This is a genomic window from Variovorax palleresanus (assembly GCF_051144945.1).
GTDB lineage: Bacteria > Pseudomonadota > Gammaproteobacteria > Burkholderiales > Burkholderiaceae_C > Variovorax > Variovorax paradoxus_S.
Genome location: NZ_JBJNVP010000001.1, coordinates 498,732 through 514,206 on the forward strand (window position 1 = coordinate 498,732; position 15,475 = coordinate 514,206).

The 15,475-nt window shown below is 62.8% G+C and carries 15 protein-coding genes and 1 pseudogene; 3 read left to right on the forward strand and 13 right to left on the reverse strand.

The window, feature by feature from the left end:
• Window positions 1-4 precede the first annotated feature (4 nt).
• Window positions 5-625: an ANTAR domain-containing response regulator gene (locus ACJ7Z0_RS02360; protein WP_434788494.1), complete on the forward strand. Its 621-nt coding sequence runs from the start codon at window positions 5-7 to the stop codon at window positions 623-625.
• Between the two features lie 32 nt (window positions 626-657).
• On the opposite strand, the gene ACJ7Z0_RS02365 is transcribed toward ACJ7Z0_RS02360, so the two are convergent.
• From ACJ7Z0_RS02365 to ACJ7Z0_RS02415, 11 genes are all read right to left on the reverse strand, one after another.
• Complete coding sequence (locus ACJ7Z0_RS02365; protein ID WP_434788495.1) at window positions 658-1,326, reverse strand: energy transducer TonB; 669 nt, start codon at window positions 1,324-1,326, stop codon at window positions 658-660.
• Window positions 1,323-1,757 carry an ExbD/TolR family protein gene (locus ACJ7Z0_RS02370; protein WP_434788496.1) on the reverse strand — a complete coding sequence of 145 codons (435 nt, stop codon included), beginning with the start codon at window positions 1,755-1,757 and terminating at the stop codon, window positions 1,323-1,325. The genes ACJ7Z0_RS02365 and ACJ7Z0_RS02370 overlap by 4 nt, the downstream gene beginning before the upstream one ends.
• Window positions 1,758-1,785: 28 nt before the next feature.
• Window positions 1,786-2,211 carry an ExbD/TolR family protein gene (locus ACJ7Z0_RS02375; protein WP_434788497.1) on the reverse strand — a complete coding sequence of 142 codons (426 nt, stop codon included), beginning with the start codon at window positions 2,209-2,211 and terminating at the stop codon, window positions 1,786-1,788.
• 28 nt (window positions 2,212-2,239) lie between these two features.
• The gene (locus ACJ7Z0_RS02380; protein WP_434788498.1) at window positions 2,240-3,142 is read right to left on the reverse strand and encodes a MotA/TolQ/ExbB proton channel family protein; all 903 of its coding nucleotides are present in this window, start codon (window positions 3,140-3,142) and stop codon (window positions 2,240-2,242) included.
• Window positions 3,143-3,265: 123 nt separating this feature from the next.
• Entirely contained in the window at window positions 3,266-4,072 is an 807-nt protein-coding gene (locus tag ACJ7Z0_RS02385) for an inositol monophosphatase family protein (protein WP_434788499.1), read from the reverse strand.
• Window positions 4,073-4,111: 39 nt separating this feature from the next.
• A complete protein-coding gene (locus tag ACJ7Z0_RS02390; protein WP_434788500.1) occupies window positions 4,112-4,981 on the reverse strand; it encodes an ABC transporter permease in 870 nt (289 codons plus the stop codon).
• Window positions 4,974-5,783, reverse strand: coding sequence for an ABC transporter permease (locus ACJ7Z0_RS02395; protein ID WP_434788501.1), 810 nt, complete (start codon window positions 5,781-5,783; stop codon window positions 4,974-4,976). Before ACJ7Z0_RS02395 ends, ACJ7Z0_RS02390 begins: the two co-directional genes overlap by 8 nt.
• Before the next feature lie 59 nt (window positions 5,784-5,842).
• A complete protein-coding gene (locus ACJ7Z0_RS02400) occupies window positions 5,843-6,880 on the reverse strand; it encodes an ABC transporter ATP-binding protein (RefSeq protein WP_434788502.1) in 1,038 nt (345 codons plus the stop codon).
• A 13-nt stretch (window positions 6,881-6,893) separates the two neighbouring features.
• On the reverse strand, window positions 6,894-8,060 hold the full coding sequence (locus ACJ7Z0_RS02405; RefSeq protein ID WP_434788503.1) for an ABC transporter substrate-binding protein: 1,167 nt from the start codon (window positions 8,058-8,060) through the stop codon (window positions 6,894-6,896).
• Window positions 8,061-8,227: 167 nt separating this feature from the next.
• Window positions 8,228-9,043 (reverse strand): DUF1868 domain-containing protein, encoded by an 816-nt coding sequence (locus tag ACJ7Z0_RS02410; RefSeq protein WP_434788504.1) that lies wholly within the window; start codon window positions 9,041-9,043, stop codon window positions 8,228-8,230.
• Between the two features lie 41 nt (window positions 9,044-9,084).
• Window positions 9,085-11,754: a TonB-dependent receptor gene (locus ACJ7Z0_RS02415; protein WP_434788505.1), complete on the reverse strand. Its 2,670-nt coding sequence runs from the start codon at window positions 11,752-11,754 to the stop codon at window positions 9,085-9,087.
• Window positions 11,755-11,849: 95 nt separating this feature from the next.
• Between ACJ7Z0_RS02415 and ACJ7Z0_RS02420 the strand changes: the two genes are divergently transcribed.
• Window positions 11,850-13,010, forward strand: a complete 1,161-nt coding sequence (locus ACJ7Z0_RS02420; protein WP_434788506.1) for an ROK family transcriptional regulator — start codon at window positions 11,850-11,852, stop codon at window positions 13,008-13,010.
• Window positions 13,011-13,095: 85 nt separating this feature from the next.
• On the opposite strand, the gene ACJ7Z0_RS02425 is transcribed toward ACJ7Z0_RS02420, so the two are convergent.
• Window positions 13,096-13,821: a porin gene (locus ACJ7Z0_RS02425; protein WP_434788507.1), complete on the reverse strand. Its 726-nt coding sequence runs from the start codon at window positions 13,819-13,821 to the stop codon at window positions 13,096-13,098.
• A 114-nt stretch (window positions 13,822-13,935) separates the two neighbouring features.
• On the opposite strand from ACJ7Z0_RS02425, the pseudogene ACJ7Z0_RS02430 reads away from it, so the two are divergent.
• Window positions 13,936-14,508: pseudogene (locus ACJ7Z0_RS02430) on the forward strand (IS3 family transposase); the annotation flags it as partial.
• 75 nt (window positions 14,509-14,583) lie between these two features.
• Here ACJ7Z0_RS02430 and ACJ7Z0_RS02435 read toward each other — a convergent pair.
• Window positions 14,584-15,354, reverse strand: a complete 771-nt coding sequence (locus ACJ7Z0_RS02435) for a TIGR04325 family methyltransferase (RefSeq protein ID WP_434788508.1) — start codon at window positions 15,352-15,354, stop codon at window positions 14,584-14,586.
• Window positions 15,355-15,475 lie beyond the last annotated feature (121 nt).

The following is a 15,475-nucleotide window of genomic DNA, read 5'->3' on the forward strand; positions in this document are numbered from 1 at the left end:
GGCCATGAGCAGCCTGCGCCGCCTCTACGACGATCTCCGCAGCATCTGCGTGGCGGTCGTCTATCCGCCGGGCGAAGACCGGGACGTGCTGCTCGACCAGCTCAAGCGAATCGGTTGCCGCCTGAAGGTCATCTGGCCGTTCCCGGCCGAGCCGCCGAAGGGAACCGACGTCATCTTCTTCCAGGTGTCGCAGGAACTGCAGGGCAGCGCGAGCTGGAGCGCCAGTGCCGTCGAGGCCACGCTGGTTGCGCTGTCGGACTACGAGAGCCCCACCACGCTGAAGCTGCTGCTCGACACCAGCGCCCACGGCGTCATCACGCGGCCGTTTCGCTCGAGCGGCGTGCTGAGCACGCTGGTGCTGGCCCGTTCGTCGCGGGGCTACCAGGAGCGGCTGCAAAGCAAGGTCAGCAAGCTCGAGGAAACCATCAAGTCGCGTCGGCAGATCGAGAAGGCGATCCGGCTGCTGTCGGAGACCCAGGGCCTGCAGGAGGCCCAGGCCTACGAGCACATGCGGGCACGCGCCACGGCCCTGCGGGTCACGGTTGCGGAAGTTGCGCTGATGGTCGTGGACGCACACGAAGCGATGGAGAAGCTCGGCCTGGGAAAGCCGCCTCGCGGCGGCTGAGGGGATCACGAGCGCTGCTTCATCGATGAGGGCTAGTCCGAGTTCTTGAAGACGAACTCCTGAACGGCAACAACATCGGTCGGCTGATTGGCACATTTGTACTGTGCCGCGGCCTTTTTCACTGCCGCGTGAAATACCTTCGGCCCCGAAACGATCGTTACCTCACGCACGATGCCTTCACGCACCAGCAGTTGCGCCTTCACGACGCCATCGACACCATCTCGAAGTGCTGCCGCAGGCATTTCGGGCCGGACCTGTGTCGGACAGGCCACGCCGATTTCGACGCGGCCTGGAGCCGCGGGCGGCGCGATGGGTGCTGTGGGCGCTGGAGGAGCCACAGCGGCCGGCTCCAGCGCGGGTGCAACGGAAGGCGCTGACGCCGGCTCAATCGCCGGCGCGGCCAAGGGGGTCGGCGCCGGCGGCGTGGGTGCGCGCGACATGGGCGGCGCGGGGGCCGCCTTGGAGACCACGCGTTTTACCTCCTTGGGCGAAGGAGGCGGTGGCGGTGGTGGCGGTGGAAGGAACACGTCCTGAATGACCACGGCTTCCATCGGCTTCCTGGTGCTTTCCGGTGTGCCCCGGGTGGTACCGCTCAGCAGCGCGTATCCAACCACAACATGGACACCCGCAACGACGGCCCAACCGATGACGCGACGCGACGGATCACTGCCGCGATAGTCTTTTCTCGACAACGTGCTCATTGGACAAACTGCTCACTGCCGATAACGGCGATCTTGGAAAGCCCCATGCGCCGGGAAGAAGACAGGACATGGGCGAAGGCCGCATAGCTGCAGTCCTTGTCCGGGCGCAGGCTGATCTCCGGCTGCACCGCAGGCCGCGAAGCCTCCAGAAGTTTGCTGCCAAGTTCTTCCGCGGTCGTGGGCATCCCCTGCCAATAAAGGGCATCCCGGGCGTCGATGTCGATTTGAATCTTCTCCGGCTTGATGGGCGCTGCCGTCGATGTGCCGACGGGCAGTTCGATGTTCACCGCGTGGAGCTGAAGCGGGATGGTGATGATCAACATCACAAGAAGCACCAGCATCACGTCGATCAGCGGCGTGGTGTTGATGTCGGGTTCGATTTCGTGGTCGCCGCCTCTTCTCGCGAAGCGGCGGCTCGTTTTTCTTGCCATGCAAGTTCCCTTTTTGATGAGTGCGAGGCTAGCCGTCGAGCGCGGGGGGTTGGGTAATGAAAGCCACTTTGGCGATCCCGGCGCGCTGGCATTCGAGCAGGATGCGGCCGACACTGTCGTACCGGGCGTCCATATCGCCTCGGATCTGCACCTCGGGTTGTGGATTCATGGCCGTCAGCGGCCTGAGCTTTTCCGACAGCGCTTGCGCATCCTTCAACTTCGCGTCGAACCAATAGATACTTCCGCCTTTGTCGACAGAAACGATGACCGTCCGAGGCTTGGCCTCCTGGACCTCCATGCGTTCCTTCGGCAAGGAAACGGGTACGGAGGCGGTCACCGCCGGTATGGTGATCAGGAAGACGATGAGCAGCACCAGCATCACATCCACCAAGGGTGTCGTGTTGATTGCCGAAATCACGTCGCCTTCCGCCGAGGGTCCGGCCGTCATTGCCATGGTGTACTACCTTGAATGAGCAAGGTGCTCATGCCGCCGCCATGCGGCCCAGGGCGGCATCCGGACCCGCCCTCATCGATGGCACCGTGGAGCCGACCACAACCGCGTTGAGTTCCTCGCTGAACTCCCGCACCTGATCCATGACGGCCTTGCTTCGCTTGGCCAGCAAGTTGTACCCGAGCACCGCAGGAATCGCGACAGCCAGACCGATGGCGGTCATGATCAATGCCTCGCCCACAGGGCCCGCGACCTTGTCGATGGAAGCCTGCCCCGACAGCCCGATTGCCGTCAGCGCGTGATAGATGCCCCACACGGTGCCGAACAAGCCGACGAAAGGGGACGTGGATCCCACCGTGGCGAGGAATGCCAAGCCTCCGTGCGCATTCGCATGCACCCGATCCACGGCGCCCTGCACGTTCATGGGAATCCAGTCGGGAAGCGGAATGTGGCGCTTGAGGCCCGAGTGATTGGCAACCGCTTCCGCCCCTGCTTGCGCGACATACCGGTACGGACTGTTTTTCTCGAGCGCCGCAGCCCCCTCCTGCACCGAGGATGCATTCCAGAACTTCCGATTCATGCTCCCGGCATAGCCGTGCATCCTCGCCAACTCGATGAACTTGGCGACCATGATGTACCAGCTCCCCGCGCTCATCAGCGCGAGCAGAAGGAGCACCGTCCGCGCGACCAGGTCGGAGCCCCTCCACAGCGCCTGAACCCCATACGGGTTCTCGATCGGGTCGACGTTCTTCCTGTCGGAACTCTTCACTTCCGAAGCGGCAGCCATCCCGGACTGCACTCTTTCCGGCGCTGTGGCCACGGACGGCGGTGTCGCGGCGGCAGCCTGGGCGAAAGCAGGAGGTGCCGCTTGAAGGGCAATGCACAGCAAGCCAACGCTCACGGCCCGCGCAATTTTGTTTGCTCGATAAGACAAGGTAATCCTCGCAAAGGTAGAAATGTTGATTGCAGGGCCGACGGTGGCCCTCGAACGCAGTCGCCGCAGATACGGTGCGGTTCAAGGCGAATCGACCGAAGCGGCACAGAAGAGAAAAAAACTTCAGGTCAAAGGCTCGATGACCTCCATCACTTCCGGGGTGCCGACCATGACGAATCCATCGCAATCCGAAAGCGGCGCGTGGCGCGCCAGGAGCCCGGCTTCTTCGCACAATGCCAGGCCGCCGGCCATGTCCCAGATCTTCACGCTGTGCTGCATGTGACCATCGAGGTACCCGATGGCGGCAAATGCCATGGCAGTGGCTGTTGAACGATAGGACTCCACCACCCATCCGGCACGGCGCAGCGCAATCGTGGTCGCCGCCGCGCGGTCGATGTCTGAATGCGCATCGCCGACCGAGACCACGCGGACGGCATCGAAGGCCGTCTCGCGCGTGGCGGGCAACCCGTTCACGAACAGGCCCGCACCTCGCTGCGCACCCACGATCAAGCCCAATGCGGGCATGGCAATCACGCCCATCGTTGCCCGGCCCTCGCTGATGAAGCCCAATGAAACGCCCCACAAGGGGATGCCGCGCAGGAAATTGGTCGTCCCGTCAATGGGATCGACGACCCAGGTGCTTTCCGCCAACGCGCCGGAGGCCCGTTCTCCATCGCCGAATTCCTCGCCGTAAACGGGTTCGCCCGGGTGGGTTCGCGACAGCTGCTCCCGGATGTACCTTTCGACGGTCTCGTCGACAGCCGAGACAAAGTCCTGGGGCTGCTTCGTGCGCATGGACACGTCGCGGCGATGTGTGAAGCTGTGCAGCGCGGTTGCCGCAGCGCTCTCCACAATGCCATGTGCAAGCGCGAGCCGAGGAGGCATGCTCACGCCGGATGAAAGTTCAAGCATTGAATTGGTCTCTTCCAAGTTGGGCGGTCCTGCAGGACCTGACGACGTGTTCCGGCATCACACCTTGCCCATGCCCGCAGCCAATACGTCGTCGCGCATGATTCGGCCCGCGACCAGGAAAATCACCAGGGCGGGAATCAGCAAGACGATGGCCACCACCGATGCAAGCGGAAACTGCAAGGAGTAGGGATCGAGGTACTGGTAAAGCAGGATCGGAAGTGTCTGGACCGCGGGAGCGCCCACCACGAAGGATTTGTCGAACTCCTCGAAGCTGGCCACGAACGACAGCAGCCCGCCGGCCAGCAGCGCTGGCACCGACAAGGGCAGAACGACATGCACGAAGGCTCTCCACGGGCTTGCCCCCAGGCAGCGCGCGGCGTGCAGAAGTTCGTCGGGCATGGTCTCGAAGGCCGCGACCAGCAATCGGATCATCAAGGGGAGCGTGCCGACCATCTGCACCAGCACCACGCCCGCAAACGTGTACATCAGTCCGAGTCGCAGGAACACCTCTCCCAAGCCCACCGCGACTACCACGCCCGGAACGATCAATGGCGCCAGGATGAAAATCTCGATCAACCGCTTGGCGCGCATCGGAAACTTGGCCAGCGCCCACGCCGTGGGAACGGAAACCACTGCAGTCAGGGCCGTCACGGTCAGCGCAATCAGCACACTGCTGACCACGGCTTCGATCATCGAGTCGTCGCCCAGGATCCGGGTCCAATGCGCCAGCGTATAGCGGCCAGGCAGCAGCCCCGGCGGTGACCAGCGTTGTGCCGTGCTCCACAGGAACATGAGCACCAGCGGGAGACCAACGGTCACCGCCAATGCGGCGTAGAGACCCAGCGAGACCCACACACGGTCGTCTGCGGTGAAGCGGCGCGGACGCACCGGGGTGTCTCGATCGGCGGCAGCGGCAGATCTAGTCATCATCGCGCTCCGCTTTGCCCGACAGCAGCTGCGTGGCCCGGCCCACGAGGTGGTAGTAGCCCAGCAGGACCGCCACTGCGAAGACGCTCAGCACCATCCCCATGGCATAGACCAGCTGCAGGTTCCCATTGCCGAATTCGGCGACCATGTGCACGGTCAGCGGCTGGGGAGCCGCCGCGCCAATCAGGTCCGGAATGGCAAATGCGCCCATCGACCCGATGAAGGTCAGCAATACGGCGGCGGAGATGCCCGGCAAGGCCATTGGCAACTCGACATGCAGCAGCGTGCGCCAACGGCCAGCCCCAAGGGTGCGCGACGCGCTGACGATGTCTTCGGGAATGGCGGCAAATGCACCGCCGATCACAAGTGTCATGAAAGGAAGCTGCTTCCAGACCGTGGTCAGGATCACGCCGACACCCCGTGGATCGCGCACCAGCGGTGGCAGATGGAGTCCGAATGGCGCCACTGCCCTGTCGAGGAAACCTCCGCGTTCCGCCACCGTCAGGACAACCAGTGCGGCGATGATGCCGGGCACCGCGATCGGCATCTTGTACAGGCCATTGAACAGCTTGCGTCCCCAAAAGTGTCTGCGCAGGACCAAGGCAAGAGCTATCGACAGCACCAGCGTCACGGTAACCGGTGCGATGCCGAAGTACATGGACCGGATCAGCGCGCGCTGCAGCGTGGGGCGGTTGAAGATTTCCGAATAGTGGGCCAGCGTGAATCCGCTTGCCTCGGCCGTGATGCCCACGCTTCCGAGAACGCTCCAGAGCAGGGGCGTGCCGAACAGCAAGCCGAGCAAGCCCAGTCCCGGCAACAGCAAGCCCACAGCCCGGATCGAGGCGCCGATGCGATTCGATCTCATCGCTCAGCCTCCATGCCTTCTTCCAGTGGATGCAGTTCTGAACTCAGCGCCACGGACACGCGCTGGCCCGGCTGCAGGATGGCGCCGCCGCCCGAGGTCGTCGCCCGCAGCGTGGTCACTCCCGTGCGCAATGTGTAGTTCACCTGAGGCCCGGTGAAGGAGACGGATTCGATGCTGGCCGCTCCGTTTTCATCGGCGGCGACCGCAACGTCTTCGGGTCGGATCGAGACCCGGACGGTTGTCCTGTTGGCCGCGGAAAGAGGCACGCGAGCTCCCCAGGGAAGAAGAGCTTCGCGGCCTTGAACCTCCAGCGTCAGCAGGTTCGTCTGCCCCAGGAACTCGGCGGTGAACGTCCGGGCCGGTCTTCGGTAGAGATCGATGGGTACCCCTATCTCGACCACGCGCCCGGCATTCATCAGCACGATGCGATCGGACATGGCCATGGCTTCGGCCTGATCGTGCGTCACATAGAGGCTGGTGGTGCCGACGCGGCGATGCAACTCGGCCAATTCGTGGCGCAGGCTGTCGCGCAGCTTCGCGTCGAGGTTGGACAGCGGCTCATCGAAGAGCAGCAGCGCCGGCTGCATGACGATGGCGCGCGCCAGCGCAACCCGCTGCTGCTGGCCGCCCGAGAGTTCCCGCGGCATGCGATCCATCAAGCTGCCCAGCCGGCAGATCTCGACCGCGTGTGCAATCCGCTCGGCCTGGGCGCCCGCCGGAACGCGCTTCATCTTGAGGCCGAAGGCCAGATTGCGCCCCACCGTCATGTGCGGAAACAGCGCATACGACTGAAAAACCATGGCGATGTCCCGACGCTCCGGGGGCAACGCTTCTATCCTCGCGCCCCGCAGACTGATCTCTCCCGAACTGGGCGCAGTGATGCCGCTGATGATCCGCAGCAGGGTCGACTTTCCGCAACCCGACGGGCCGAGGATGGTCACGAACTCGCCGCGGCGAACGTCGAGATCGATGGGATGAAGCGCGGCCGTGGTGCCATAGTTCTTGCACACCTGCCGCAAAGATAGTTCGGTCACCGGAAAGGCCCTTTCAGCGCTGCGAGAGCACCTTGTCTTCGAACGCCGTCGTCAACGCGCGCGCTGCTGCCCAGTTCATCGGCACGGACAGCTTTTCGTACTGCGCAGCGGGAACCATCAATGCGGCGGTTTCCGTGCTGAGGACCTGTTCGGCGCGTACGTCCGGGCGCAGCGAACGCGAGCCGTAGGTCGCCAGCTTCCAGGCCTGGAATTCCTTGCCGAACGCCATGTCGATGAACAACAGCGCCGCGGCCGGATGGGTCGTGTTGGCGGGAACGATCAGGCCATCTCCGCTGGCCGCCTCGCCGCTGGCCAGAAGCGTCAGGCGCAGGCTCGGTGGCACGAGCTGCGCACGCTGGAACCGAAGCACCTGGTCCTCCCAGACGGTGCCGATCGTCGCTTGACCGTTGTTGATGAGATTCAAGGTATCCGCATTGCCATTGGCGAGCTCCGACACCTTCATGAGGCTCCGCAAGTAAATCCAGGCCGCCTCCAGGCATGGGTCGGACATGGCCCAGCTGCGCGCATCCTCGGGGCTCGCCTGTGTCCTGTAGAGCTTCGTCCGGCAGGCGTCGTCCGGCGCGAAATGCAGCGCCGCCGAGAACAGGAATGCGCCGCCGGCACCGCCTTTGGCGGGAGAGGTCATCACGAACCTGCCAGGATTGCGCTGCGCCCATCGGAGCAATTCTTCGTAGCTGCGAGGCACCTGGTCTGCGGGCAGGACCGCACTGTCATAGCCGATCGCAGTTTGGCCGACGTGCACCACGGGCCAGGTGCCGCGCGTGCGCACGCCGAACACCACTTCTGTCAGCGCTCGGGGCACCGTGGCCAATTCGGGCAGGAGCGCTCCCAGGTCCAGATCCGCAATGACCCCGTTCCTGGACAGGGCGGCGAAGTTGTCGCTGCTCCCGGCCAGATAGACATCCGCCGGGGAGTTTTGACGGACCTTGTGCACCGCGATGAGCTGCTGGTTCGCCAAGCCGTTCCTCACGTTGCGATAGCGCACGCGCACGCCATAGCGCGCTTCGAAGCGGGGAATCAGGCCGTTCTTCCAGATGTCTTCAAAACCTCCCGCCGAGTTGTAAAGCATCAACTCGCCCTCTTTTCTGGCAAGAGGTTCGAGCACCGCGTAAAAGTTTTCTCGCGTCAGTGCCCGAACATCGAAGGTCGCGTTCTTCATCGGCACCTGCGCATGCGAGGGCTGGAACGCAAACGCGGATGCAAGCACCGAGGCGCACCTGGCGATGGCAAGGACATGCCGCCGAAGGCGGGCGGCCCATATGTGCGCTTTCATGCGAATTTCACCCGTCTCCGGAAGATGACAGTGCGAGTTGAGCAGAACAGTTTTCAAGCCTGATGAACGACCCTGAACGCGAACATGTCGCGAAACGCGCAGAACTGAAGCTTGCGAATCAACAACGGCTGCCCGAGTTCTGAAACATTGCGCGCCCAGTTTTCGCTCGCCTGGAGCATCTCGGCCGATTCCTCGGGCGTCAGGAACTGGTGCAGGTAGCCGAGCGTCAGGTGATATTGGTAGCGCTCATGGTTGGCGTCCCGCAGGCCGGTCAACCGGGACAGCTGTCCCCGCACGGCATCCAGCCGGTTCTTGGTCTCCGCGCGAGCGGGCTTGAGCTTGATCTGGAGCGTGCCTTCGCTGCGAAGGGCAGGTTTCCCGTCGACGACAAAATCGTAGGGCTCCGTTGTTGTGGCGTCCAGCGCCCGCATGCGCTCGGCATAGATGCGCGTGACAGCCTCCATGGGCGTATCGGGCGAGAACTCGCCGGGCCACCTGGGCCTGCCGCGATCCACCTCGTTCAGTCCGACGAAGACGGTGACGTGATAGCTCGACGGCGGCAGGATGCTGAGCTTCCTTGCGAAAGACTGGCGCGGCAGGTCTCGATAGACGTCCAGCAGCCGGTCGAACATGTCGAAGTCGGCACCCTGCTGCCCGACGTGCCCGATGAAGGTGTTTCCGGCGAAGGGCTGCACGGTTCCGTCGGCCCTGAACTTTCGACCGACGTCGTGGGGTGCACGGTGCGGCTGCACGGTGTGCGCAGGCGCCTCGCTCGATGCCGATTCGGCACATACGGCACCGGTGCCGGCGAGAGCCGCAACGCACCCCACGGCGGAGCCGCGGGACAGAAACAGACGACGCTGAAGCATGGTGGAGATCCTGCTGAAGTGTGGATAAGGAAGAGCGAACATCACAGCTTGTAGGTAAGGCCGACGAGAACCGAGGGCGCAAGCTTCCATGCCGATTGGACGTACTCCTGCGAACGGCCGAAGTTGTATTGCATGCCCTGGCCCGTGAGGTTGAGGATGTCCAGCGTCAGGCTGAGCTGCTTCGAAACGTCGTAGGCGATCTGCAGGTCCACATTCCTGGTGGACTGCTGGTAGCGGTTCGCATAGAAGCCCAGCGCGCTGTAGTTCGGGAAGCGGTCGTCCCAGAGCTTGCTGACGTAGTTCCAGGCGATCTTTGCGTGCAGCGGACCGCGGTCGTAGTAGAGCGCGATGTTCGCGATCTTCCTTGGCTGCTGCGGCAGTGCGGCCAGCTTCGTGGTCGATCCATCCGTCAGCGTGACCGGATAGTTGGCGTGGGTGAAAGTGGCGTTGGCGCTGATGCCCAGGCCATTGAAGGGAGCCGGCAGGAACGTGAGGTCCTTCGTCGCTCCGAGCTCGATGCCCGACAGCCTGACCAGCCCGTCCACATTGCGTGCCTGCGTGACCAGCACCGGTGTCGACACGCCACTGACCTGCATCTGCTGGGTTTGTCCGTAGTTGAAGATCTCGTTCTTGATCTCCTTGTAGAACGCCGCGACGGAAACGATCCCTCGCCCGTTGTCGAGATACCAGTCGTGGCCGATGTCGACGTTGTTCGACAGCCGTGGTTTCAGATCGCTGTTGCCCTGCGAAAGGGTCGCGACGCTTCCGCCGGACGCCAATGCTCCTCCGCGAGTCGCCATTTGATCGAAGCGCGGCCTGCCCATCGTTTGCGACAAGCCCACCCGGAGCTTGCTGGATGACGTGGTGTCGTAAACGGCAACGACCGAGGGAAGGAGCTTGTCGTAGTCCTTCTTGGCCGACACCGGATTCCAAGCGCCATTGGTGGAAAGGAATCCATTGGTGTTGAAACTCGTGTGCTCGAACCGCAAGCCGCCCGCCAGCAGGAAGCGGTCCGTCTTGTACTGGCCTTGGGCATAGGCGGCATAGACGTCTTCGCGGTAGCCGTAGGTTCCGCCGTACTGCGCGGCCGTGTCGATCGCAGCCTGCACCCTGCCGGCGTTGGCGGCAAATGCCGCATCGGCAAGGCCCGGATCGATCACCGGAATGCCGCTGCCGTTGCAATTGAAGCCGCAAATCGTGCCCGAGCTGACGGCAGCCAGGCTGTAAGGCATCCCGCTCCATGTCGAGCGCGAAAAGGAGGTGTCGGCGCGTGTCGAAACAAAACGCGCGCCCAGGCCAAAGCCAAACCCTCGGCTGTCGCTCTCCATGTTGCGGCGCGTGTTCGCCTGCAGGTCGTAGACCGTCTGCGCGTACTCCGTGGCGTCTTCCCGGTGGTAGTTCAGCGGGTAGCGAGCCAGGTTGCCCGCATCGAGCGGTTTCACTGCGTTGAACACGGGCGTCGCACCGCTGGTGTCATAGTTGAAGGACATGCCCTTCTGCACGAAGTTGTCCCAGGTCTGGGGGTTGGACACGGACGACCGGGAGACGCTTCCCCGCACGTCGGCCGTCCACCCCGGCTCGATTTCATAGGCCAGTTCGCCATTTGCGCCGTAGAGCATCCGCTGCCAGCGCAAGCGCCCCAGCTGGGCGGTCTGATCGATCGAGTTCAAGGTGCCCGACGTGGGCGTCTGATTGGCATTGGCAGCCGTTCCATTCACAGCCGCGACGAGGTCGTTTCTGTTGGATTTTTCGTTCTGCTTGAGCATGTAGGCGCTCAGGTGGCCAGACAACGGCCCTTCCGGCCTCCAGTCCAGCCGCGTCGTCAACCCAAGACGCTCGCGCTTGTTGTCATAGTTGTACCAGCGCCGCTCGGTCGGAACCGCATAGCCGTTGCCGGAGTAGGGCGTGGAACTGCGTTTCCCGTTGCGGTCATACCAGTTCAGAGTGCCTCCGGATTCGATTTGCGGCACATTGATGCTGCGGCTCCAGTAGCTGGCCGTTGTCAGCAAGCCGAATTCGTTGTGATCGCCGAAGCGCTTCGCCCACTTGCCCGCAGCCTCACCGCCTGGCTTCGAGCCGCCGTACTTGTCGCCCATCAGGTTCTGGCCCAGCTTCGCGGATACGTCGACCGTGTTGTCCGGGAGCTGGAAGGCGTTGGCGGTGACGATGTTGACGATGCCGCCGATCGCGGCGCCATCGCTTTGAGGCAGAAAGCTCTTCGTCACATCGATTCGCTGCGCAATATTCGACGGAAGCATTTCCATCAGTATCTGCCGGCTTCCGATGTCTGCTGTCGCAAAGGCGAAGCCGTCGATCTGCGTGACGTTGTAGTTGGCATTCAGTCCGCGAATGATGACGAACCGAGGCTCCCCCTGATAGCTCAGCGTGTTGACGCCGGTCACTCGCTTGAGCGCATCTCCGACGTTGAAATCGGGAAGCTTGCCGATCTCGTCGGCGGCGATGGTATCGACGGCCACCGCGGACTCCTTCTTCGCGGCAATCGTCTTTGCGTTGGACGAGCGCACCCCCGTGACCACCACGGTCCCCAGCGAAGGCTCCGACGTCGGTGCCGCAGCTTGCTGCGCGTTTGCTGCGGAAGCAGCGAGAACAAGAAGAACAGCTGCGGTGATCGTCGATGGCCGACCTGCAGGGTGAGCAGTGGCGTGGCGCCTGCCGGGCGGCTTCTGGATCGCGGGACTTGGGCTTGACACGGGAACGCTCCTCGAGGGGTTTGGTTTGGAATGGCAATTACTTTAAGTTCATTAAATTAAAATAATGTGACATCCCGCCGCCTACACTCCGTTGCATGACCGCAGATCGCCAAGCCACGACGCTCAGACCGCAGTTCCTCCGGCGCGAAGGAGCATCTCCCGTCAATCCCAATGAACGCGCACTCCTGGACGCCATACGCCGATCCGGAACCATTTCGAGGGCCGATCTCACGCGCGCTTCCGGCTTGAGCGCGCCGGGGGCCAAGGCACTCATCGACAGCCTCAGCGAACGCCAGCTCATTGAACTGGGCACGCCATCGATCCGTGGACGAGGGCAGCCGAGCGCATCCGTCACGCTGGCACCGGATTTCGCCTACTGCATCGGCACGTCGGTGATGGTCGACGGCTTCGGCGTGACGCTTTCGAATTTCTCCGGACAGCTGCTCGAAACCCACTTCACGCCAACGTTTCCGATGCGCCTTGCGGCCGTGGCCACGGGGGTGCGCAAATCAGTCGGGATGATGCTCAGGAAACATCGCATCGATCCCGAGAAGGTGTTCGGCATGGGACTGAGCATGACGGGGCCGTTCATCGGCAGCGGCTCGCGCGTGAACCCCCCGCTGTCCATGCCCGAGGAGTGGATGCAGGAAGAATTGGACGCGTACTTCCGTGCCCGCCTGGAGATGCCGGTGTGGCTCGATAACGACGCAAATTGCGCGGCGATCGCGGAGAGCCTGTTCGGCGTCGGTCGATGGGCATCGAATTTCGTCTATCTGCATTTCACCGACGGGCTGGGCGGAGGCGTCATCAAGGAAGGCAGAGTGGTGAAAGGCAGCCACGGCAATGCAGGCGAGCTGGGCCGCATCTTTCCTTTGACCGGCTTGAAGCGCCCGAGCCTGGAAGGACTGCGACAGCAGGTGGCCCAGCGCGGCCGTGATGTGCCGAACATCGAAGCCATGCTCGCGATCTACGACCCCGAATGGCCGGAGATCGAAGCCTGGCTGGACGAGGTCGGCCCGGGGCTGTCCATCGTCATCGCGGCCATCGCCGCGCTATGCGATCCGCAGGCTGTCGTGTTTGGGGCGAGACTTCCTTCCGATCTGGCCCATCGCCTCATTGCCAAGGTGGACCTCCAACAACAGGCGCGGCGCGACGCGCCCATGCCGGACCCTCGACTGGTCGTCTCGGAAGGACCTCGGGATGCGGCGTCCATTGGAGCCGCGAATCTGCCATTCAAGGAACACTTCTTTCTGTGAGCAGCAGGCATGCTTTCGCTGAAATACCGACCGTACGACAAGGCCGAAGAGACCGAGGCGGCAAGGCTCGAGCCTGCCGCCGCCTTCAGAAGTTGTGCTGAATGCCGGCGCCCACGGCGCGCACCACGTCATTGGCGACACGATTGTTTGGATCGCTTCGATCAAGGAAGGCGTACAGGTTGGTGCGTTTGCTCAGGTTGTAGAGGTAGCCCAGCTGGAATCGCTTGAGCTTGGCATCGCGATTGGTCTGGACATCCTTGGTCATGTAGTTGCCGACGAGCTTCCCGTTCCCCAGGTCCCAGGACGCACCGACGTAATGGACATCGGTCTTGCTCCGCGCTGTCGGACCGCCCTGAGTGTTGTCCCGGTTGAAGAGCACCCATGCACGGATGGCGCCGAAGTCGTATGAGGCAACAGCCATCCACTTGTCTTTGACGTCATTGACCAGGGCGCCGCCCCGTTTCTTGTTCTGCCCATAGCCCACGCCGAGGCCCAGCGGCCCACTACCCTCACCGTAGCTGAGCGATACGTCGGCTTGCTTGTAGTCGCTCTCGAAACGCACAGGCGTGTTGGCGGCCTCCGTGATCCCATCGCCGTTGAGGTAGTAGCCCGCGCGAAACACAAAGTTGTTGACGATGGGGCTCGCATAGCCGATGGCATTCGACTCCCGCGTCCGTGCGTTCAGGATCGAGGTGCCCACGGCGGTTGCACCGGCATCGTGGATGACGAACTCGGTATGTCGCGTGACGAGTGCGTACAGCGGTGTCCGCCGACCATCAATGAAGCCGCGAGCGGCGACGTGCAGTCCCACGCCGCGTCCATCGCACTGGCCTTGACGATGGACCCGGTGCGTGAGCTCAGGCCAAACCGGAACGGGTGCTCAGGTCAAACTGGAATGGGTGCTCAGGGAGCATCGGAATACGCACGGTACGGCTCCTATCTGGGGGAGATCAGTCCGGCGCCCGAGAACCTCATCAATCGCGACTTCCACGCCGCAGCGCCGAATGAGAAGTGGCTCACCGACATCACCGAGTTCCAGATCCCGGCCGGCAAGGTGTACCTCTCGCCCGTCATCGACTGCTTCGATGGTCTGGTCATCAGCTGGTCCATTGGGACGCATCCAGACGCTGAGCTCGTCAACACGATGTTGGATGCGGCCATCGAGACGGTGGTCGAAACTAACGACCGGCCCGTTGTCCACTCAGATCGCGGCGCCCACTATCGCTGGCCTGGTTGGCTATCGAGGATCGCAGATGCGAAGCTCATTCGCTCGATGTCTCGCAAGGGGTGCTCGCCTGACAACGCTGCATGCGAAGGCTTCTTCGGTCGGCTGAAAACGGAATTGTTCTACCCTCGGGACTGGAGGGCCGTCTCGGTCGAGCAATTCATCAAAGAAGTTGATTCTTACATCCGCTGGTACAACGAGAAGCGGATCAAGATCTCCCTTGGCTCTCGCAGCCCCATCGAGTACCGAGAGAGTCTTGGACTTGCGGCGTAGAACCAGTCCAAGTTTTTATCCGCACCCCCGCCGGGTGAGTTTTCCGTGGCAATCAACACCGAGCTGGCACCTTCATCAAGCCAAATCGAAGCAGCAACCGGCGTAGTACGGCTTGTCGCCGCCCTCGACGAATGGCACTTCGATTGTCAGGACCTCGTTGCGCCAGGCATCGCGGCGCTTGTAGCCAGCGCTTCTGAGTTCGGCCCACAGTTCTTCGACGTGCTGGATGCGATAGGGGCAGAACGCAATGCCGATGCTGTTGATCGTGTAGAGCGTGCGTTCGGGGTGCACCGCCGTCGTGTTCAGCACGATGCGTTTCGGCTTTACTGCGAGAACGGCCAGGATCTCGGCGATTCGCTGCGGCAAATACTGCAGGCTGCCCGAGGCATACAGTACGTCGCAGCCGCTTGCATCCTTGTAATCTATGGTGAAGTCCATCTGGGCGGGCGCGTCGCGCTGAACGGCCAGCTCTTTCCCTGTTTGCACCACGCCGGGGACGTCGCAGACTGTCCAGCGCAGGTCATCGGGATAAGGCAGAACACGGCGAAACGCGTAATACTTTATTCCCACGTTGCCGCCCAGGTCGAAAACGCGCCGCATGCCATCGTCGAACGATCTTCCGAGCCAAAAAAGGCCGGGATAGTCGTAGAAGTAAATCTGGTGGCTGTAGAGCTCACCAGCCGCCTTGGCGTTGCTGTATCCCACAGCCTTCGAATCAGGCGCCCCGGCCTCCGCGGCCGCAAAGCTCTCAAACGAGCCCATGAAGAGGTTTTCGGTTTCATTGACGAGGAACTTGCGCCGATACGCGTGGACGCGGTAGCGCAAGGGCAGCAGGTTGGCAAGCATGAGCTGGTTTCCTCTTTGGCTGAAAGAACACCACTGCGCGACGCCCTAACGGCGCGCCGCCGCGGAGAACTGCGATCTCCGAATCCTAGCGATTCCGGCCAGATCTTGGTGGCACCGTCTC